Raw genomic sequence first — 19,029 nt, forward strand, 5'->3', positions numbered from 1 at the left:
GTAGCGTCGAGCGTCGAGGGGCTCCCCGGACATCGGGGAGCCCCTTCGTCGTCAGAGCCCGAGCGCGCTGGGCTTCGGGGGATCCTGCGTGTAGTCGTAGAACCCGCGGCCCGACTTCCTGCCGTGCATCCCCGCCAGCACCATGCGGCGCAGCAGCGGCGGCGGCGCGTACCGGCGCTCGCGGTACTCGGCGAACATGATCTCGCCGATCCGCTGGAGCGTGTCGAGGCCCACGAAGTCGCACAGCTCCAGGGGCCCCATCGGGTGGCCGGCGCCGAGCTTCATGCCGACGTCCAGATCGTGCACGCTCGCGATCCCGCGCTCGAGCTGCGTGATCGCGTCGAACAGGTAGGGGACCAGCAGCAGGTTCACGACGAACCCCGAGACGTCCTTCGCCGCGATCGGCTCCTTCCCGATCGCCCGCGCGAACGCGAACGCCTCCGCCACCGTCGCGTCGCTCGTCGTCACCGTGCGCACGACCTCCACCAGGCGCATCACCGGCACCGGGTTGAAGAAGTGCAGCCCCACCACGCGGTCGGCGCGCGCGGTCACCGCGGCCATCGCCGCGACCGTGAGACTCGACGTGTTGGTGGCGAAGATCGCGTCCGGCCGGCAGATCGCGTCCAGCTCGCGCCACGCGCGGTTCTTGACCTCGAGGTCCTCCACCACCGCCTCGATCACGAGGTCGCACTGCGCCAGCGCGTCGAGCTCCGTCGTGTAGCGCAGGCGCGCCAGCGCCGCGTCGCGCGCGTCGGCCGCGAGCTTGCCGCGCTCCACCGCGCGCGCCAGCGAGCGCTCCACCGCCTGCTGCGCGCGCTGGCCCATCGCGGCGGTGACCTCGCGCACCACGGTCTCGAAGCCGGCGGCCGCGCAGACGTGCGCGATCCCGCTGCCCATCATGCCGCCGCCCAGCACGGCGACGGATCGGATCTGCGTCATGGAGTGGGGAAGGGAGGGCGAGGCGGGCGCGCTCATCGCAGCGCTCATCGCAGCGAGCGCCGCACGCCGTCGATGACGTCGCGCAGCGTCGCCGGCCGCGCCGTCGTGGGCACGCCGTGCTCGAGCTGGTCGAGCACGTGCTCCAGCGCGCGCACGGCGTGGTCGACGGTCGCGCGGTGCCCGCGCGCGAGCGCCCACGCGGTGCCGCCGCCCGCGAGCGCGGGCAGCGCGGCCAGCGGGATCACGACGGGAAGCAGCGCACCCGCGACCACGCCGACGCCGAGGATGGTGCCGCCGGCCAGCACGCCGCTCGCGGCGGTCACGCCGCCGACGAGCATGCGCTGCCGCCGTCCGGCGGAGACGTCGGCCTCCAGGCGCACGAGCGTGTGCGTGTCGTCCACGGGCACGACGGCCGCGCCCAGCGCGGCGATCGTGCGCAGCGCCGGCGTCGGTCCGCCGCCGCGCAGGCCGCGCAGCAGGTTGCCCACGAAGTCGCGCCGCGGCTCCCACACGCCGCCGTCGCGCATGCGCCGCACGAGGCGCATGCACTCCTCGCGCTCCAGCCACTGCGTGAGCTGCGCGAGCACGGCGGGCGCGCTGCCCGCGATCAGCCGCGACGCCGACGCGCGGCCGGGCCCCGCCAGCCGCGCCGCGAGCCCGGTCTCGTCGTGCGGTCCGTCGCCCGCGGGCGCCATCGCGCCGCGCAGCCGCTCCTCGGCCAGCGCGCGCCGCACGTGCTCCACCGACAGCCCCGCCTCGCGCGCGACGTCCAGCAGCTCGGCCTCGCTCATCCCCTCGACGGAACCGGGCGCCGACACCTGCAGCGCGGCCGCGCGCGCGAGCACCCGCTCGATCGCGTGCGGATCGAGCGTCGTGCGCGCGGGGACCGGCGGCTGGCTGGGGACGTCGTCGGGCACGGCTGCAATCTAACGGTCGGGCTGCGGGCTGCGGATCGGCTACATGCCCCGGCAACCGCCGTCGCGCCCCGGCTCACCGGCTGTTGGGGAGGATGCGGATGCTTCGGATGCGACGGATCCTTCGGATCGCTCCGCTCGAGAGCACGGAGCGTCGCCGCCACGCGGCGCGATCCGGAGCATCCGCTCGGATCCGAAGCATCCGCATCCTCCCCAAGAGGCAAGAGGGCCCGGCGCGCCGGACCCTGAAGAGCGAACTGCTTCGACAGGATGACCAGGAGGCTCCGTGGAGTGCGATCGACGTCGCGCACACGGAGCCTCCTGGTCATCCTGTCTGAAGCAGTTCGTCGTTCGGATCCGCAGCCCGCAGTCCGCGGTCGCCGTTCAGATCCCGCCGAGCGTGATGTCGATCTGTCGCGTCAGCGCGTCCGCGATCGCCGACGGCAGCGGAAACGCCGCGACGAGCGCCGCCACCGGGTCGCCGGTGGCCGAACGGCCGGCCTCGCGCAGGTAGAAGCGCGCGTAGCCCGCGGCCAGCGACGGCGCGGTCTTCTGCAGCAGGATCAGGCCACCGCGCACCTGCGCCGCGCTCACGTACCGGTCGGCGAGCCCCGCGCGCTGCTCGTTCGGCGTCACGTTGTCGCCCACGACGCTGCCGGCGATCGTGCCCGCCACCTCGTGCGCCGCCGCGTACGACACCTCCGCCGCATCCGCGGCGCTCGCGGGGAAGCCGACCGTCACGAGGTTGCTCGTGCGTGTGCCGCCCGTCTGCGTGCGCCCCTCGCCGCCGAGGACGATGCTCAGCAGCAGCTCGCCGTCGCGCTGCTGCGTGTTGTTGAGGAAGCGCTGCAGCGCCGGCCGCGCGACGCGCTGCCACATCGTGTCGGCCGCCGCCAGCGCGGGCGAGCGGTCGCGCTGCGCGTCCATCCAGTAGCGGTGGAAGAAGCGAGTGCTCTCGTCGTCGAGCGCGTTCACGAACAGGCGCAGCCACTCGCGGTCCGCCGCCGTCGGGAACGTGCCCGCGAGGAACGCGATCATCGCGGCCGTGCGCTGGTCGCTCGCGCGCTGCGGATCGCCGCCCGCCTGCGCGAAGACGTTCGCCGCGCCCTTCAGCTCGTCCCACGACGCGAACGGCATCACGACGAACTGCGCGCCGAGCGCGAGGCGCGGGTTCGTCGCCAGCCGCTGGCGCAGCCGGTCGCGCTCCGCGTCCAGCTGCGTGGTCGTGTTGCCCTTCGCCGCCTGCGCCGCCGCGCGGTAGCCGCGCCGGAAGATCGGCACCTGCGCGGTGTCGTCGACGAGCATCGCGAAGCCGTGCAGCCACAGGTCCACGTGCTCGCGCGTGCGCAGCGGCCAGACCGCGGCGGGCTGCGGCGTCGCCGAGCCGCTGGCCGCACCGCCGGTGGAGGGCGTGGGCGCCGTCTCGGGCGCGGCGCCGCCGCCGCACGCGGCGAGCAGCGGCAGGGCCAGCGCGCCGGCCAGCGCCAGGCGGACGAGCGGAAGCAGTCGCCGCGCGGGCGCGGCGGTCGGGTGCTGCGGACGGAGGTCGATCATGCGTGCGGGCATGCGTGCCTGGGCGTGAGCGGGGACGGAGCGCCGCCGGAGGCGGCACGGGATCCACGACCTCGCCATCCTTTGCACGTTGTGCGCGCGCGCGTCGCGGCGTCGCGCGACGGAACCGCCGTCAGGGCGGCGGCAGCGGCAGGGCCGGCGCGCTGTCGGGCAGCACGGCGCCGGGGCGCGAGAGCGTCCACACGTAGGCCGTGAGCTGCGCCAGCTGCGTCGCGTCCAGCTGGCCGCCGTAGGCGGGCATCATCACCGTGAAGCCGCCGCGCGGGGCCGGCGCGCCGCGGGCGATGACCGCCTGGATCTCGCGGCGGGTGCCGCCGTGCAGCCAGGCCTCGTCGCGGAGGTCCGGGCCGAGGCCGTCCACGCCCTCGCCCGCGGCGCCATGGCAGCCCGCGCACCGTCCGACGCCGCGGAAGAGCGCGTCGCCGGCGGCGGAGTCGGCGGCTGGCACGGGCAGCGCGTCGTCGCCCGGGTCCGCGGACGCCAGCGTCGAGTCGGCCGTGAGGCTGTCGGCCAGCGCGACGGAGTCGGACACGAGCGGCGCGTCGGAGCCGGCCGTCGCCAGGCTGTCCTTCGGCGCCGCGATCTCCCGCAGCTGCACGCCCGGCACGAGCCCCAGCCACGCCGCCGCGAACGCTCCGCCAACCGCGAGCACGAGCAGCGTCGTGACGACGACCGGCCAGCGCGAGCCGCCGCCACGACCGCCGCGCCGGCCACCGCGCGCGGGCTTCCGGGCCGGGCTGCCGCGTCCGCTCCCCCCGCGGGCCATGCGTCAGCCCGCAGGGCCGGCGCCGGCCCCGTCCATCGCCCGCCCGCAGGTCACGCAGAAGCGCCAGCCGGCCTCCAGCTCCGTGCTGCAGGCGGGGCAGCGGACAACGGTCACGTTCTGGCCGCAGTACGGGCAGAAGGTGACCGCGCGACCCTCGGGCAGCGCCTGCCCGCAGTACGGGCAGCGGCCGCCGACGACGGGTGTGGCTGGGCGGGTGGGGAAGGGCATCGGAGGCGGCTGGTCGCTGACCGGCGCCGGCGCGTGGGCGACCGGACGGTCGGCGGGGAGGCTAGCGGCCGCGGGCGTGCCGGCCAAGTGGGACGACGCCGGCATGGCCGGCATCGACGGTGTGGGCGCGGGCGATGGCGCGTGCTGCGCTGCGGGCTGCGACGCCTGGTCCGGCGGCAGGTCGCCGAGGATCGCGCGGAGCGGCTCGGGCGCGAGGGCGGCCGGCGCGTCGGCGAAGCGGCGGAGCGCGTCCGCGTCGGGCTGCGGGCCGCTCAGCGCCTGGCGGGCGGCATCCCGCACGACGGCCTCGGACGCCAGGTAGCCACGCTCGCCGCTCACCAGCCGCAGCAGTGCGTGCTCGTACTGCTGGATCGAGTCGAAGCCCAGCGTGCGGCGGTGCAGCCGGTACGGCACGAGCTGCTGGGCCAGGTCGCCGACGGTGAAGCGCTGGCGGAGCAGGTGCGGCGCCTCAGCGCGCAGCGTGTCGACGAGGAGGCGGTACAGCCGGTCGAGGTCGTCCATGGGCGCTCCGGTTGGGGGCGCCGCGCTGTACACCACCAACCGTGCCGCGGTCGCGCCGCCTCCGTCCGGCGCGACCGGCTCCCTCCTCAGCGGTCGGTGGCCGCGTCGGAGTTCTTGTCGATGTCGCCGCCGTACTTCCCGCGCGCGGCGCCCCCGACGTTGTCGAGCATGCGCTCGTACACCGGGCGGTCGTGCGCCCGGGCGTCCTTGTACCCCATCGAGTAGCCGAGCAGGCAGCCGATGGCGAGGATGAGCAGCGTTTTCTTCATCGCGGGGGCGAGGGCGGATGCGACCGACGGCGGTCGTCTCTCCCCAGGGACGCCCGCCGTGGCGGACGGGCAACGCCGTCCGGGCCGTGGCGCCGTCACGCCACTGGCCAGCGCGCCGGTCGGCGCGGGCGGCTCAGCGCCCGGCCGGGACCCGCGGGAAGGGCGGTGCGGGGCGCACGGCCGCCGGGTCGGGGAAGGGCTCGAGCGCCGTCTTCACCGTCCCCTTGGCGCGCTGCGCCGCGATCCACGCGTCGAACTCCGACGGCACCAGCCCGCCCGACTGCGTCTGCTCGGCCGCCGCGCGCGTCGCCAGGTGGTTGGCGTACTCGTTCTGCGGATGGCCGTTGTGGCCGCGCACCCAGCGCCACTCGCGCTCGTGCGGGCCGAGCGACTCCACCGCCTCCTGCCAGAGCTGGAGGTTCTCGATCGGGCCCGTCTTGCGGGTCCAGCCGCGCGACATCCAGCCGGGCACCCACGACGTCATCCCGTCGACGATGTACTTCGAGTCGCTCGTGAAGACGACGCTGAACGTGTGCCCCTTCCGCGACAGCCCGCGGAACGCCTCGATGACCGAGCGCAGCGCCATGCGGTTGTTCGTCGTGTCGGGCTCGGCGAACCAGTAGTCCCAGCGCAGGATCTCGCCGCTCTTCGGATGGCGCCACTCGAGCAGCCCGCCGCCGCCACCGGGCGTGTCGCCGGCCTTGCCGTTGCCCAGGCAGGACTCGTCGGCGTACACCGCGACGACGGGGAACGCCGCGCTCACTTCACGACCTCGAAGCCGAGGATCTCGTCGATGTAGAGCGTGAGCCGGTCGCCGGTCGTCGGATGCGCCGCCTCGATCAGCTCGCGGCCGCCGACGAGCCGCAGCCGGCGCGGCAGGACGACGACCTCGCCCGCGCCGGGGCGCTGCACGGCGATGCGCCGGCCGTCCGTGATCGCGCGCTCGAGCGCGTCGTACTGAGAGGTGGAGAGGGAAGCCATGAATCCAACCTAACGACCGCCCGAAGTCGTCCAGTCGGCGCTCCGCGCTCGACGCTCGCCTCGTCTCGCGAGCGGGCCGAGCGCCGAGCGCCGAGCGCCGAGCGACGTCAGGAGCACCAGCTGGAGACGAGCCCCTGCATGACGTCGGTGGCCCGCCCGATCTCCCCGATCTCCACGTACTCCTCCGCCGCGTGCGCGAGCCCGATGTCGCCGGGGCCGAAGCAGATCGCGGGAATGCCGGCCTCGTTCAGCAGCGCGGCGTCGGTCCACGCGCTCATGCCGGCCACCGGCGCCGCCTCGCCCGCCGCGCGCAGCGCCGCGTCCAGCGCCCGCACCAGCGGCGCGTCCGTCGGCACGTCGCTCGGCGGCTGCGCGAAGTCGAGCGCGACGTCGGCGCGGAAGTCGGGACGGCGCGCACGCACGCGCGCCGCGGCCTCCTCGATCTCGCGCTGCGCGCCCTGCGCGCTCTCGCCAGGGATCGTGCGCCGCTCCAGTCGGAGCACGCAGCGGTCGGGATACGTCGTCAGCCCGATGCCGCCCTCGATCAGCGACGCGTGCAGCGAGCCGCGGCCCAGCAGCGCGTGCGGCGCGCGGCGCGGCAGCTCGTCGACGTCCAGCACGTCCAGCTCCGCCAGCAGCAGCCCCGCGTGCCGGATCGCGTCGATGCCGAGGTCGTAGCGGCTGCCGTGCGCCGCGCGGCCGTGCACCGTCGCCGTGTACCACGCGAAGCCGCGGTGCGCGGGCATGATCGCGAGCCGCGTCGGCTCCGTGACGATCGCGCCGTCCACGCGCGCGCCGCGCTCGCGCAGCGACGCCACCAGCGCGCGCGTGCCGACGCTCTCGTACTCCTCGTCCGCGACCGCGGCCACCAGCACCTCGCCGCGCAGCGCGCCTGCCGCGTGCGCACGCGCGGCCGCCGCGCACATCGCCGCGATGCCGGCCTTCATGTCCGTCGACCCGCGGCCGTACAGGCGGCCGTCGCGCTCCTCGGCGTCGAACGGCGCGTGCGTCATCCCCTCCGTGCCGACGACGTCGAGGTGGCCGTTCAGCATCAGCGTGCCCGCGCCGGCTTCCGCGCGCCCCAGCCGCGCCAGCACGTTGGGCCGTCCGGGCGCCGCCTCCTGCACCTCGACCGTGAACCCCCACCCGCGCAGCACGTCGGCCAGCAGCGCCGCGGCGTCGCGCTCGCCCGGCGCGCCCGGCACGAGGTCGGGGTTGCGCGAGTCGATGCGGACGAGGGCGCGGGTCAGCGACAGCGCGTCGGCGAAAGGGACAGTCATGGGATCGTGCGGCGGAGGACGATGGAGCGGAGGACGATGAGACGGAGAACGATACTGCGCGATACGAGGAGGCGGATCTTCGCTTGACGCTTCAGGCTCGGAGAGTCCGCCGTACCGTCTCACGCGGTTCCGTCCTCCGCTCCATCGTCCTCCGCTTCATCGTTCCACGCAGACTCCGACGCGGTCGATGCTGAACGGGAGCGCGATTCCAAGGCCTTCGATGGAAGCCTCCAGCTCGTCCTCGCGTCCGTCCGCCGCCAGCACGACCACGCATCCGCCACCCGATGCGCCCAGCGCCTTCGCGCCGAGCGCGCCGGCCCGCGCCGCGCACTCCATGATCGCGTCGATCCGCGGCGTCGTGATCGACGGATGCAGCGCGCGCTGGTGCGTCCAGTGCTCCGCCAGCTGCGCGCCGAGCGCGTCCAGGTCGCCCGACGCCAGCGCGTCGGACATCTCGCGCGCGAGCGCGCCCATGCGGCGCAGCGCGTCCACCACGCGCGGCGTGCGCGCGCGGTACGCGTCCAGCACCGCGGTGATCGTGTCGCCCGAGATGCGCGACTCGCCGGTGTAGATCACCAGCGCGCGGCGCTCCAGCGCGTCGACGGTCGCGTCGGACAGCGCGAGCGGGTGCGCGGCCGCGGGACGGTCGCCCGCCGCGGCGCCGAACGTCAGGTGCAGCGCGCCGCCGTGCGCCGCCGCGTAGTGGTCCTGCCGACCGCCCGCGATCCCGGCGTCCTCCACCTCGACGGCGCGGCTCCACTCCGCGAGCGCGTCGCGCGTCGCGTGGTCCGGCGCCGCACCCGGCGCCAGCGTGCCGCGCCACGCCGCGATCGCCGCCGCCAGCGCCACGCCCGCCGCCGACGAGCCGCCCAGCCCCGCGCCCACCGGGAAGTCGCTCGTCACCTCCGCGCGCACGCGCGCGTGCAGCCCCGCGCGGCGCAGCGACGCGGCGGCCAGGCGCGCGTCGGGCGCGCGCCCGCCCGATGCGTCCTCGTCGCCGTCGCCGAGCGGGCGGAGCCGCACGGTCGCGTGGCGGGCGATGGCGACGTTGCAGACCTGGCCGCCTTCCTCGTCGCAGTAGGGGGGCACGTCGGTCCAGCCCCCGCCGAAGTCCAGGCGCGTGGGCGCGCGAGCCACGATCTCGGTCACGGTCTCGGACATGCGCGCAACATGCACGCGCGCCCGCCGGCCGTCACCTGCGGACCCGACGGTTCCCCTCCGCGACGCGCGCAGGGCACGCGCGTTGCCCCTTCCGCGCGGACGATGCCGCAAGATCTCGAACGCTACCTCGCCGGGCGCACCCTCATCCTGCTCTCCAACCGCGAGCCGTACGAGCACGTCCGCTCGGAGGACGCGTCGGCCGAGGACGGGATCGCGCTGCGCCGTCCGCCCGGGGGCCTCGTCTCGGCCCTCGATCCCACCATGCAGCGCACGCGCGGCACCTGGGTCGCGTGGGGCTCGGGCAGCGCCGACCGTGAGACCGCGGGCGAGGACGGCCGCCTCATGGTGCCGCCCGAGTGCCCGAGCTACACGCTGCGGCGCGTCTGGCTGGACGATGCCGACGTCGAGGGCTACTACCTCGGCTTCGCCAACAGCGCGCTCTGGCCGCTGTGCCACCTGCTGCTGCAGCACTACGAGACGCGCGCCGAGCACTGGGCGCGCTACCACGCGGTGAACGCGCGCTTCGCCGACGCGGTGGCCGAGGAGGTCGCGCGCGCGCCGGGCGACGCGGTCGTGTGGATCCAGGACTACCACTTCGCGGCCGCGCCCGCGATGGTGCGCGAGCGCCTCGCCGCGACCGGGCAGAAGGCGTTCATCCACCAGTTCTGGCACATCCCGTTTCCGCCGCCGGACATCCTGCGGCTGCTGCCCACCGAGGCGCAGCAGGGCGTGCTGCGCGGCATGCTCGGGAACGACCTGCTCGAGTTCCACACCGAGCGGTACGCGATGAACTTCATGGACTGCGTGGCCGCGCTCGTCCCCGACGTCCAGATGCGTCGCGAGCACCGGCGCATCCACTTCGAGGGACGCGAGGTGCACGTCGGCGCGTTTCCCATCAGCATCGACGTCGCGCGCTACGAGGGCCTCGCGCGCCGCGCCGAGGCGGCGCGCCGCGCCGAGCAGCTGCGCGTGCGCTACGGCGCGAACGGCGCCACGCTCGGCGTCAGCGTCGACCGCATCGACTACACGAAGGGAATCCCCGAGCGGCTGCGCGCGCTCGACCAGCTGTTCGAGGAGGCGCCGGAGATGCGCGAGTGCCTGACGTTCCTCGTGGTCGCGACGCCGTCGCGCAGCGAGCTCGCGTCGTACAAGGCGCTGGAGGACGAGGTGCTCGCGTCCGTCGCGGCCATCAACGCGCGGTGGAGCACGCCGGAGTGGACGCCGATCGTCCTCTTTCACGAGAACATCGGCGCCGAGGAGCTGGCGGCGATCTACCGCGCGGGCGACCTCTGCCTCGTGTCGTCGCTGCAGGACGGCATGAACCTGGTCGCCAAGGAGTTCGTCGCCTGCAACGTCGACGAGCAGGGCGTGCTGGTGCTCAGCCGCCTCACCGGCGCGGCCGAGGAGATCGAGGGCGCGGTGCTCATCAACCCGTTCAACGTCGACGGCGTGGTCGCGGGCCTGCGCGAGGCGATCGCGATGCCGCAGGCGCAGCGCCGCGCCCGCATGCGCGCGATGCGCGCGCGGCTGCGGCGCGCCACCATCTTCGACTGGCTGGCGTCGATCCTCGCGCGCGTGGACGAGCTGGCGCCGCCCGCGGCCGAGCCGCTGCCTCGCCCGCGCGTTCGGCCGCGGGCGCAGGGCGCCGCGCCGCTCGCCGACGCCCCGCGGTGAGCGCGCCGACCGCGGCCCTCGCCGCGGCGTTCGGTGAGCACGCGCTGCAGCGCGTCGCGGCCGCGTCGCCGCTGCTGGCGCTGTTCGACATCGACGGCACGCTGGCGCCGCTCGCGCCACGCCCGCAGGACGCGCGCGTGCCCGAGGACGCCCGGCGCGCGCTCGCTCGCCTCGCTGCCGCACCGGGCGTCTACGTCGGACTCGTCACGGGGCGCGGCGCGGACGACGGCGCGCGGCTGGTCGGCCTCCCGGGCCTCTGGGTCGTCGGCAACCACGGCGTCGAGACCGTCGATCCGGACGGCACCCGCCACATCGCGCCCGAGGTGCTCCCGTTCGCCGAGCGGGTCGCGCGCGCGGCGGACGCGCTCGCGGGGCCGGTGGCTGCCGTTCCCGGCGCGCTGCTCGAGGACAAGACGTGGAGCCTGTCGGTCCACTGGCGCCTCGCCGATCCCGCGTCCGTTCCCGCGCTCGCCGCGGCGGTCCACGCCGCCGCCGCGCAGGAGGGGCTGCGGGTGCACGAGGGGAAGATGATCCACGAGGTGAAGATCGACGCCGAGGTCGACAAGGGCACCGCGTCGCTCGCGCTGGCGCGACGGCTCGGCGCGCTCGGACCCGAGGGGCTCGTGCTCTTCATCGGCGACGACCGCACCGACGAGGACGCGTTCCGGCGCCTGCGCGGCGCGTCGGCCCACGCGCTCACCATCCGGGTCGGGACGGCGGAGCAGGAGACGCACGCCGCGTGGCGGGTGGACGCTCCCACCGACGTGCACGCGCTCCTCGACCGGCTGCTGGCGCTGCGCGGAGCGTGAGGGGCGGAAACGACGTGGGGCGGTCGCCAGTCGGCGACCGCCCCACTCCAGGCGCGGGCTGTGAGCAGTGCGAGGAGGTCAGCGCTTCTTCGCCGGCGCCGCCTTCTTCGCGGGCGCGGCCTTGGCCGGCGCCTTGGCCGGAGCCTTGGCGGCCGGCTTGGCCGCGGCCTTCGCCGGGGCCTTCGCCGGCGGCGCCTTCACGCTGCCGGCCTTCGCGGCGGGCTTGGCCGGCGCCTTCGCGGCGGGCTTCGCCGCTTCCTTCGCGGCCGGCTTGGCGGGCGTCTTGGCCGGCGCGGTCTTGGCGGCGGGCTTCGCCGGCTCCTTGGCGGCCGGCTTGGCCGGCTCCTTCGCGGCGACCTTCGCGGCCGGGGCAGGCGCGGCGGCCGCCGGCGCCTTGGCCGCCGGCTTCGCCGCCTCCTTCACCGGCTCCTTCGGAGCTTCCTTCGCCGGCGACTCGGCTTTCGCGGGCTTGGCCGGCGCCGCCGCCTTCGCGGGCTTGGCGGCGACCTCGGGCTCGGCGGCCGTCGGAGCCGGCGCCTGGACCGCGGCAGCCGTCGGGGCCGCGGGCGCGGCAGGCGCCGCGGCGGGCTCGGGGCGGGGCGGGATGCCGGCGCCCGGCACGTACCCGGCCGCCACGCGGTGCCCGTACGCCTCCTCGGCCTCCCGGATCAGCTTCTCGGCCTCGTCCTGCGCCATCTGGCCGCGCCGCACCATGAACTGCACGACGTCGCGCGCCGTCTCGACCACGAAGCCGGAGATGCCGGCCGCCGCGTGGATGAGGTCGCGCATCGCGCCCGACATCTTGCTCCCGGCTTCCAGGCTGATCTGGTGGGCACGGGCCGCCAGCTCGGCCGCCGTATCCCGCGGGTCCGCTCCGCGGTGCCCGAGCCCGCGCTTCGGAGGCGCCGGCGTGGGGGCGTCGGCCTTCGGCGTCTCTTCCGTGCTCTGCACCTGTTCCGCCATGATTCGCTGCTCCGGGAAGGGGCCGCGCACCCCCCTTTCAGACAGGGGAAACGTCGGGCCGGAAGGGCGCGCCGCGCTCCGGCTGCGCGAGAGGACGCGGTAAGTTTATGATTTTGCGAGGCCTACGCAAGTTCGGTCGGGCCCGGCAGGGCCGCCGACGACCGATCGTGAACGCCCGCGCCACGCCCCTCGGGGCTGCCGCCCGACCATCCGCGCGACGAGCTTCCGGCCGTGGAGCGGCCGCCAGCCGGGTCGCGGGCGGCAATCTAGCCAACAGTTCAACGGCATAATAGAGGCAGCATGCTCCTGTCCGGCATCCGCGTCCTCGACCTGAGCCGCGTGCTCGCGGGCCCGCTCTGCACGATGCTGCTGGGCGACCTGGGCGCCGACGTCCTCAAGGTCGAGCGGCCGGGCGAGGGCGACGAGACGCGCGCCTGGGGCCCGCCGTTCGACGAGCGCGGCGAGAGCGCGTACTACCTCAGCATCAACCGCAACAAGCTCGGCCTCGCCGCCGACCTGGACCGCCCCGAGGATCAGGCCCTCATTCGCGGCCTGATCGCCGACGCCGACGTCGTCGTCGACAACTTCAGGCGCGGTGCGCTCGCCCGCCGCGGGCTCGACCCGGCGACGCTGCTGGCGGCGCACCCCAGGCTGGTCTGGTGCACCATCTCCGGCTTCGGCCCCGACAGCGACCGACCCGGCTACGACTTCGTGCTGCAGGCCGAGCGCGGGTGGATGTCGCTCAACGGCGACCCGGACGGGCCGCCGTTCCGGGCGCCGATCGCCGTCACCGACGTCCTCACCGGCAAGGATGCCGCGATCGCCGTTCTCGGGGCGCTCGTCGGGCGCGGCGGACCGCGGGCGCCGCTGCCGCCCGGCGAGCGGCACGTGCAGGTCTCGCTGGCGGCGAGCGGGACCGCCGGGCTGGTGAACGTCGCCCAGAACGCGCTCGTGAGCGGGCGCGAGCCGCAGCGCTGGGGGAACGCCCACGCCAACCTGGCGCCCTACCAGCTGTTCGACGCCGCCGACCGCGCGATCGTCGTCGCGGTCGGCAACGACGGGCAGTGGCGCGCCTGCGCGGCCGCGCTCGACGTCCCGGAGCTGGGGCGCGACCCGCGCTTCGCCACCAACCCGGCCCGGCTGGCCAACCGCGAGGCGCTGATCGCCGCGATGGATGCGCGGCTCCAGACGCGCCCGGCGGCCGAGTGGCTGGCCCGGCTCGACGCGGTCGGGGTGCCGGCCGGCGTCGTCCAGACCGTGCTCGAGGCGCTGCGCGAGGTCGACGCCTCTCCCCTCACCGGCGTGGCGCCGAGCGTCCCGGGGAGCGTCCGGCTCCCCCCGCCGCGGCTGGACGAGCATGGCGCTCTCGTGCGTGCCCGCGGCTGGGCGGCCTTCGCCGGGGGCGGCGCGGCGGCCTGACCGGGCGCCCAGTCCGGGGCGATCCTCCGCCGGATCGCGGAGTACCGATCGGGAGGTCCGGGGGCCAGACGGACGCCCGTCCGCGACCCCCGAACAGCGTTCGAAAATGACCGTTACGCCCCCGGAACCCCGTCGTCCTTAGGGCGTGACCGTCGCAGCGATCCCCCTATTGCCGGGGCTATCCGGTGCGCCGCGCGGAAGTTATGCTCACACCGTGCAGACCACGGTACAGGGCACGACGACCGATCCCGCGGACGCGGATCAGCAGATCATTGCGAGCGTGCTCGCGGGCGACCGCGACGCGTTCTCCGTCCTCATCCAGCGATACAGCGATCCGCTGTACCGTCACGCGTTGGGGATGACCGGCAGTCCGGACGTCGCGGAGGACATTCTCCAACAGTCGTTCATCAAGGCGTACCACCATCTCGCCGAGGTGCGCGGGCGTTTCGACGCCTGGCTGTTCCGAATCGTGGCGAATGGGTGCAAGGATTGGCTCAAGAACATCCGGCGCACCCACGTCAGCTACGAGGAAGACGACCAGCCGTCCAACTACGCGACCCCCGACGAGGACCTCGACCGCTCCGAGCTGCGACGCGACCTGGACCAGGCCCTGGCCCATCTCGCTCCCAGTCTCCGTGAGGCGTTCGTCATGAAGCACGTCGAGGGACGGTCGTACGAGGAGATGGCGGACCTGCTGGGGACCACCGTGGGAGCCCTGAAGATGCGCGTTCACCGAGCACGCGAGGCGCTCCAGGCACTGCTCGAGGAGAAATACGCCTGATGGTCGACAATCTGAATCCCGACGGCGGTCGTGGCCGGGCGCGCTCTCCCGAGCCGTCGTCGAATAACCATGGCGAGTCGCTGGCCGACCGCGAGGTGGCGCTGACCGGCGACGGTCATCCCGCGCTCGTGGTCCAGCAGTGGCTCGACGGGGAGACCAGCGAGGCCACCGCGCGCCGCACCAGCGGCCGCGAGGTCGAGCTGTGGAGCCGCATCACGGAGGAGACCGAGCGTCGCCGCCGCATGATGACCCCGGCTCCGGTCATGGAGCGTCTCATGGCCGCCATCCCGGCCAGCGCGCCGGCCGCTCCGCTTCCCTGGTATCAGCGTCCCGCGCCGTTCAGCACCGCCCTCGCGGTGGCTGGTGGCGCGGCGCTGCTGGCTGCCGGGACCGCGCTCGGCATGCTGCTGCGCTGACCGGCGACACTGCCAGGTATCGACGCGAAGGGCCGGGACCTTGAGAGGTCCCGGCCCTTCGTGCGTTGCGCCGGACCCGAACGGCAACGGCAGCAAGGATGAAAGGCTGAGAAGGTCTGATGAAAGCGGATGGCTCCGGTGGAGTGCGAGATCCCTCGCCGCCACGCGGAGCCATCCGTCGTTCTCAGATCTGTTCAGATCTTCATCCTTGCAACTGCTTTTCGCCGTGATGCGCGAGGTCAGATGTGGATGGCGCGCCCCATCACCGCCAGCGCCGCCTCCTTCACCGTCTCCGACAGCGTCGGGTGCGAGTGCACCGTGATGCCGATGTCCTCGGACGACGCGCGGTACTCGAAGCCGAGCACGACCTCCTGGATCAGGTCGGAGACGTTGGCGCCCAGCATGTGGCAGCCCAGCAGCTCGTCCGTCTCGGCGTCGGCGATGAACTTCACCAGGCCCGTCGTCTCGCCCATCGTGCGGGCGCGGCCGTTGGCGCTGAACGGGAACTTGCCGACCTTGTACTTGCGCCCCTCGGCCTTCACCTCGTGCTCCGCGAGGCCGACCGTGGCGACCTCGGGCCACGTGTAGACCACCGACGGCATCGAGCGGTAGTGCATCTCGACCGGCTTGCCGGCGATCACCTCGGCCGCCACGACGCCCTCCTCCTCCGCCTTGTGGGCGAGGAGCTTGCCGCCCACCACGTCGCCGATTGCGAACACCGTGGGGATCGAGGTGCGCATCTGGTGGTCGACCGCGACCTCACCACGCTGGCCGAGCTCGAGGCCGAGCGCCTGCGCGTCGACGCCGTGCAGCGCCGGCCGGCGGCCGACCGAGACGAGCACGTAGTCCGCCTCGAGCGTCTCCGACTGGCCGTCCCTGTCGACCGTGATGCGGACGACGTCGCCCTCGCGCCCGCCGCCCGTGACGCGCACGCCGGTCTTCAGCACGAGGCCCTGCTTCGTGAAGACCCTGGTGGCCTCCTTCACGATGTCCTCGTCGTTGCCGGGGAGGATCGTCGGCGCGAGCTCGACGACCGTCACCTCGGCGCCCAGCCGGCGCCACACGGAGCCGAGCTCCAGCCCGATGACGCCGCCGCCGATGACGATCAGGCGCTTCGGCACCTCCGGGATCTTGAGCGCGCCGACGTTCGAGAGCACGCGCTCCTCGTCGAACTTGAGGAACGGCAGCTCGATCGGCACCGAGCCCGTGGCGAGGATGACGTGCTTCGGCGCGAAGCGCGTGACCGCGCCGTCCTCGCCCCGCACCTCGACGACGTTGCCGCCGGCGCCCGCCTGCACGACGGTGCCGCGCCCCTTCGCCCAGGTGACCTTGTTCTTCTTGAACAGGAACTCGACGCCCTTCGTGTTCGCCCCCACGACGTCGTCCTTGCGCTTCATCATCGTCGCGAGGTCGAAGCCGACGCCCTCGTAGCGCACGCCGTGCTCCTGGGCGTGCAGGCGCGCGAACTCGTAGTGCTCCGACGACTGCAGCAGCGCCTTGGACGGGATGCAGCCGACGTTGACGCACGTGCCGCCGAGCGTCCGGTCCATCTCGACGCAGACGACCTGCAGCCCGAGCTGCGCGGCGCGGATGGCGGCGACGTAGCCGCCGGGGCCACCGCCGAGGACGAGGACGTCGGGGGCGGACGTATTGGTATCGGCCATGAAAGCCTCGAATGGAGACGATGAGCGTCGAGCGTGGAGCGGCGAGCGGCGAGAGGAGATCCTCGCCGCTCGCCGCTCCACGCTCGACGCTTCGAATTACGCGATCAGCATCGCGGCCGGATCTTCCATCAGCTCCTTGATCCGGACGAGGAAGAGCACGGCCTGCTGGCCGTCGATGAGGCGGTGGTCGTACGACAGCGCGATGTACATCATCGGGCGGATCTCGACCCGGCCGTCGATCGCGACGGGGCGGTCCTGCACCTTGTGCAGCCCGAGGATGCCGACCTGCGGGTAGTTGATGATCGGCGTCGAGACGAGCGAGCCGAAGACGCCGCCGTTGGTGATCGTGAACGTGCCGCCGGTGAGGTCGTCCATCGTCAGCTTGCCGTCGCGCGCGCGCTTGGCGACGGCGACGATGTCGCGGCTGATCTCGAGGACGCCCTTGCGGTCGGCGTCCTTGATGTTCGGCACCACGAGGCCCGCGTCGCTGGCGACGGCGATGCCCATGTTCACGTAGTGGTGCAGCACGATCGAGTCGCCCTCGATCTTGCCGTTCACCGTCGGGTACTGCTGCAGCGCCATCACCGCGGCCTTCACGAAGAACGGCATGAAGGAGAGGCGCACGCCGTGCTCCTTCTCGACGCGCTCGCGCACGCGCTCGCGGAGCTGCGTGACGGCGGTCATGTCGATCTCGTTGAACGTCGTCAGGTGCGCGGTCTGCTGCTGCGACGCGAGCAGGTTCTCGGCGATGCGCTTGCGGCGCGTCGTCATCTTCTCGCGCGTCTCGCGCGGGCCGCTGCCGTTGCCGCCGGCCGCCGCCGGACGCGCCGGAGCCGGCGCCGCGGCAGGTGCGGGAGCCGCCGCCGGCTTTGCGCCCTGCGCCGCCGCCTGCACGACGTCCGGCTTGCTCACGACGCCACCGCGGCCGGTCCCGGCCACGCTCGCGAGGTCGACGCCCGACTCGGTGGCCAGACGGCGCGCGGCCGGCGACGACTTCACCTCGGTGCCCGATGCGGCGCCCGCGGCCGCGGCGGTGGCCTCACCCGCGGGCTGCGTCGCGGTGGGCGCCGGAGCCGAAGCCGACGGCGCGGCGGCGGCACTCGCCGCGGGAGCACCCGCCGCGACGGCCGTCTCGTCGATCTCGGCCAGCTGCTCGTCGACCGCCACCACGTCGCCCTCGTTCTTCAGGCGCTTCGTGAGCACGCCCGCGGCGAGCGCCGGCACCTCGACGGTGATCTTGTCCGTCTCGAGCTCGACGAGCGTCTCACCCGCCGTCACCGCGTCGCCCTCGCGCTTCAACCAGCGCGAGATCGTCGCCTCGACGATGGACTCGCCGAGGGGCGGCACCTTGATCGCGATCATGACCGATCCGAAGAGAGCAGAGGAGTGGAGTCGGCGCGCTGGCTCGCGGCCGCGCGGGCCGGTTAGTGTTCCGCCCAATATAACGGTCCGGTACAGCGGAGGACGGAACCGCGGAGGACGATGGAGCGGAGGACGGAAGGGCGTGAGACGAAACGGCGGATCTCCGCTTGAAGCGTCGAGCTCGAAGGGCCGCTTCTCCGTCTCACGCCCCATCGTCCTCCTCCGTTCCGTTCTCCGCCGTTCCGTCCTCCGCTTCCCGGATCCGATGCGTGCTCTCACCCTCGCCGGTCACGGCTCCCTCGACCATCTCGCGTACCGCGACGACCTCCCCGAGCCCGCGCCGCCGGGGCCGCGCGAGGTGCTCGTCCGGATCGAGGCGGCGGCGCTCAACCACCTCGACCTCTACATGGTGGGCGGGCTGCCGGGGATCACGATCGTCCCGCCGTTCGTGGTCGGGTCGGACGGGGCGGGGATCGTCGAGGCGGTGGGCAGCGAGGTCGCGCACGTCCGGCCCGGCGACCGCGTCGCGATCAACCCCGGTGCGAGCTGCGGCGTGTGCGAGTACTGCCTCGACGGCGAGGAGCCGCTCTGTCCGCGCTACCGGATCTTCGGCGAGCACGTCCCCGGCTTCATGGCCGAGCGGGTGGTGGTGCCGGGGCGCAGCGTGCACGCGGTCCCCGACGGCGTGAGCGCCGAGCAGGCCGCGGCCTTCTCGCTGGCGACGCTCACCGCGTGGCGCATGGTCGTCACGCGCGCGCAGGTGCGCCCCGGCGACCAGCTGCTGATCTGGGGGATCGGCGGCGGGGTGGCGCAGGCGGCGCTGCAGATCGCCAAGCGCATCGGCGCGACGGTGTGGGTCACGAGCGGCAGCGACGACAAGCTCGAGCGCGCGCGCGCGCTGGGCGCCGACCACGTGCTGAACCACCGCACGCAGGACGTGCCGCGCGTGATCCGCGAGGCGACCGGCAAGCGCGGCGTGGACGTCGTGATCGACAGCGTGGGCGAGGCGACCTGGAGCCGCTCGCTGCTGGCGCTCGGCCGGCGCGGGCGGCTCGTGACGTGCGGCGGGACGTCGGGCGCGATGGTGCAGACCGACGTCCGCCGGATGTTCTGGAACCAGTGGTCGCTCCTCGGCTCCACGATGGGGACGGACGCCGAGTACGCGACCATCATCGGGGAGCTGCGCGCAGGGCGGCTGCTGCCCGTGATCGACTCCGTGACGCCGCTGGCCGAGGGGCGCCGCGCCTACGAGCGCCTGGCCAGCGGCGACCAGTTCGGGAAGGTCGTCGTCCGCGTCGCCTGAGCTTCG

19 protein-coding genes are annotated in these 19,029 nt (G+C 74.2%); 6 read left to right on the forward strand and 13 right to left on the reverse strand.

The genetic code is table 11. The features are described 5' to 3' along the window. Positions 1-51: 51 nt before the first annotated feature. From rosag_RS17800 to rosag_RS17845, 10 genes are all read right to left on the reverse strand, one after another. Positions 52-939: a 3-hydroxyacyl-CoA dehydrogenase family protein gene (locus rosag_RS17800; protein ID WP_284351516.1), complete on the reverse strand. Its 888-nt coding sequence runs from the start codon at positions 937-939 to the stop codon at positions 52-54. Between the two features lie 44 nt (positions 940-983). After that, positions 984-1,856 carry a hypothetical protein gene (locus tag rosag_RS17805; protein ID WP_284351517.1) on the reverse strand — a complete coding sequence of 291 codons (873 nt, stop codon included), beginning with the start codon at positions 1,854-1,856 and terminating at the stop codon, positions 984-986. 381 nt (positions 1,857-2,237) lie between these two features. Then, complete coding sequence (locus rosag_RS17810) at positions 2,238-3,419, reverse strand: hypothetical protein (protein ID WP_284351518.1); 1,182 nt, start codon at positions 3,417-3,419, stop codon at positions 2,238-2,240. A gap of 118 nt (positions 3,420-3,537) precedes the next feature. Then, positions 3,538-4,191, reverse strand: a complete 654-nt coding sequence (locus tag rosag_RS17815; protein ID WP_284351519.1) for a c-type cytochrome — start codon at positions 4,189-4,191, stop codon at positions 3,538-3,540. A 3-nt stretch (positions 4,192-4,194) separates the two neighbouring features. Further along, complete coding sequence (locus tag rosag_RS17820; protein ID WP_284351520.1) at positions 4,195-4,941, reverse strand: zinc ribbon domain-containing protein; 747 nt, start codon at positions 4,939-4,941, stop codon at positions 4,195-4,197. Positions 4,942-5,027: 86 nt separating this feature from the next. Continuing rightward, positions 5,028-5,210, reverse strand: coding sequence for a hypothetical protein (locus rosag_RS17825; protein ID WP_284351521.1), 183 nt, complete (start codon positions 5,208-5,210; stop codon positions 5,028-5,030). 133 nt (positions 5,211-5,343) lie between these two features. After that, a complete protein-coding gene (locus tag rosag_RS17830; protein ID WP_284351522.1) occupies positions 5,344-5,973 on the reverse strand; it encodes a ribonuclease H family protein in 630 nt (209 codons plus the stop codon). Beyond that, complete coding sequence (locus rosag_RS17835) at positions 5,970-6,191, reverse strand: hypothetical protein (RefSeq protein ID WP_284351523.1); 222 nt, start codon at positions 6,189-6,191, stop codon at positions 5,970-5,972. Before rosag_RS17835 ends, rosag_RS17830 begins: the two co-directional genes overlap by 4 nt. A gap of 107 nt (positions 6,192-6,298) precedes the next feature. Further along, entirely contained in the window at positions 6,299-7,471 is a 1,173-nt protein-coding gene (locus rosag_RS17840; RefSeq protein ID WP_284351524.1) for an ArgE/DapE family deacylase, read from the reverse strand. A gap of 156 nt (positions 7,472-7,627) precedes the next feature. After that, positions 7,628-8,632, reverse strand: a complete 1,005-nt coding sequence (locus rosag_RS17845) for a GHMP family kinase ATP-binding protein (protein ID WP_284351525.1) — start codon at positions 8,630-8,632, stop codon at positions 7,628-7,630. Between the two features lie 102 nt (positions 8,633-8,734). Between rosag_RS17845 and rosag_RS17850 the strand changes: the two genes are divergently transcribed. Next, positions 8,735-10,306 carry an alpha,alpha-trehalose-phosphate synthase (UDP-forming) gene (locus tag rosag_RS17850; protein WP_284351526.1) on the forward strand — a complete coding sequence of 524 codons (1,572 nt, stop codon included), beginning with the start codon at positions 8,735-8,737 and terminating at the stop codon, positions 10,304-10,306. After that, entirely contained in the window at positions 10,303-11,115 is an 813-nt protein-coding gene (gene otsB / locus rosag_RS17855; protein ID WP_284351527.1) for a trehalose-phosphatase, read from the forward strand. The genes rosag_RS17850 and otsB overlap by 4 nt, the downstream gene beginning before the upstream one ends. Positions 11,116-11,193: 78 nt before the next feature. Here otsB and rosag_RS17860 read toward each other — a convergent pair whose 3' ends face one another. Next, on the reverse strand, positions 11,194-12,078 hold the full coding sequence (locus rosag_RS17860) for a hypothetical protein (RefSeq protein WP_284351528.1): 885 nt from the start codon (positions 12,076-12,078) through the stop codon (positions 11,194-11,196). Positions 12,079-12,378: 300 nt separating this feature from the next. On the opposite strand from rosag_RS17860, the gene rosag_RS17865 reads away from it, so the two are divergent. From rosag_RS17865 to rosag_RS17875, 3 genes are all read left to right on the forward strand, one after another. Next, positions 12,379-13,497: a CaiB/BaiF CoA transferase family protein gene (locus rosag_RS17865; RefSeq protein WP_284351529.1), complete on the forward strand. Its 1,119-nt coding sequence runs from the start codon at positions 12,379-12,381 to the stop codon at positions 13,495-13,497. A gap of 214 nt (positions 13,498-13,711) precedes the next feature. Further along, positions 13,712-14,278 carry an RNA polymerase sigma factor gene (locus tag rosag_RS17870; protein WP_284351530.1) on the forward strand — a complete coding sequence of 189 codons (567 nt, stop codon included), beginning with the start codon at positions 13,712-13,714 and terminating at the stop codon, positions 14,276-14,278. Beyond that, entirely contained in the window at positions 14,278-14,694 is a 417-nt protein-coding gene (locus rosag_RS17875; protein ID WP_284351531.1) for a hypothetical protein, read from the forward strand. Before rosag_RS17870 ends, rosag_RS17875 begins: the two co-directional genes overlap by 1 nt. A gap of 239 nt (positions 14,695-14,933) precedes the next feature. Here rosag_RS17875 and lpdA read toward each other — a convergent pair whose 3' ends face one another. Together lpdA and odhB are read right to left on the reverse strand one after the other, a co-directional pair. Further along, a complete protein-coding gene (gene lpdA, locus rosag_RS17880; protein WP_284351532.1) occupies positions 14,934-16,358 on the reverse strand; it encodes a dihydrolipoyl dehydrogenase in 1,425 nt (474 codons plus the stop codon). Positions 16,359-16,454: 96 nt separating this feature from the next. After that, complete coding sequence (gene odhB / locus rosag_RS17885; protein ID WP_284351533.1) at positions 16,455-17,720, reverse strand: 2-oxoglutarate dehydrogenase complex dihydrolipoyllysine-residue succinyltransferase; 1,266 nt, start codon at positions 17,718-17,720, stop codon at positions 16,455-16,457. Positions 17,721-17,985: 265 nt separating this feature from the next. Here odhB and rosag_RS17890 point away from each other — a divergent pair, with 265 nt between their 5' ends. Beyond that, on the forward strand, positions 17,986-19,023 hold the full coding sequence (locus rosag_RS17890; protein WP_284351534.1) for a zinc-binding dehydrogenase: 1,038 nt from the start codon (positions 17,986-17,988) through the stop codon (positions 19,021-19,023). Positions 19,024-19,029: the final 6 nt, after the last annotated feature.

This window comes from Roseisolibacter agri (assembly GCF_030159095.1).
In the GTDB taxonomy this organism is placed as follows: Bacteria; Gemmatimonadota; Gemmatimonadetes; order Gemmatimonadales; family Gemmatimonadaceae; genus Roseisolibacter; species Roseisolibacter agri.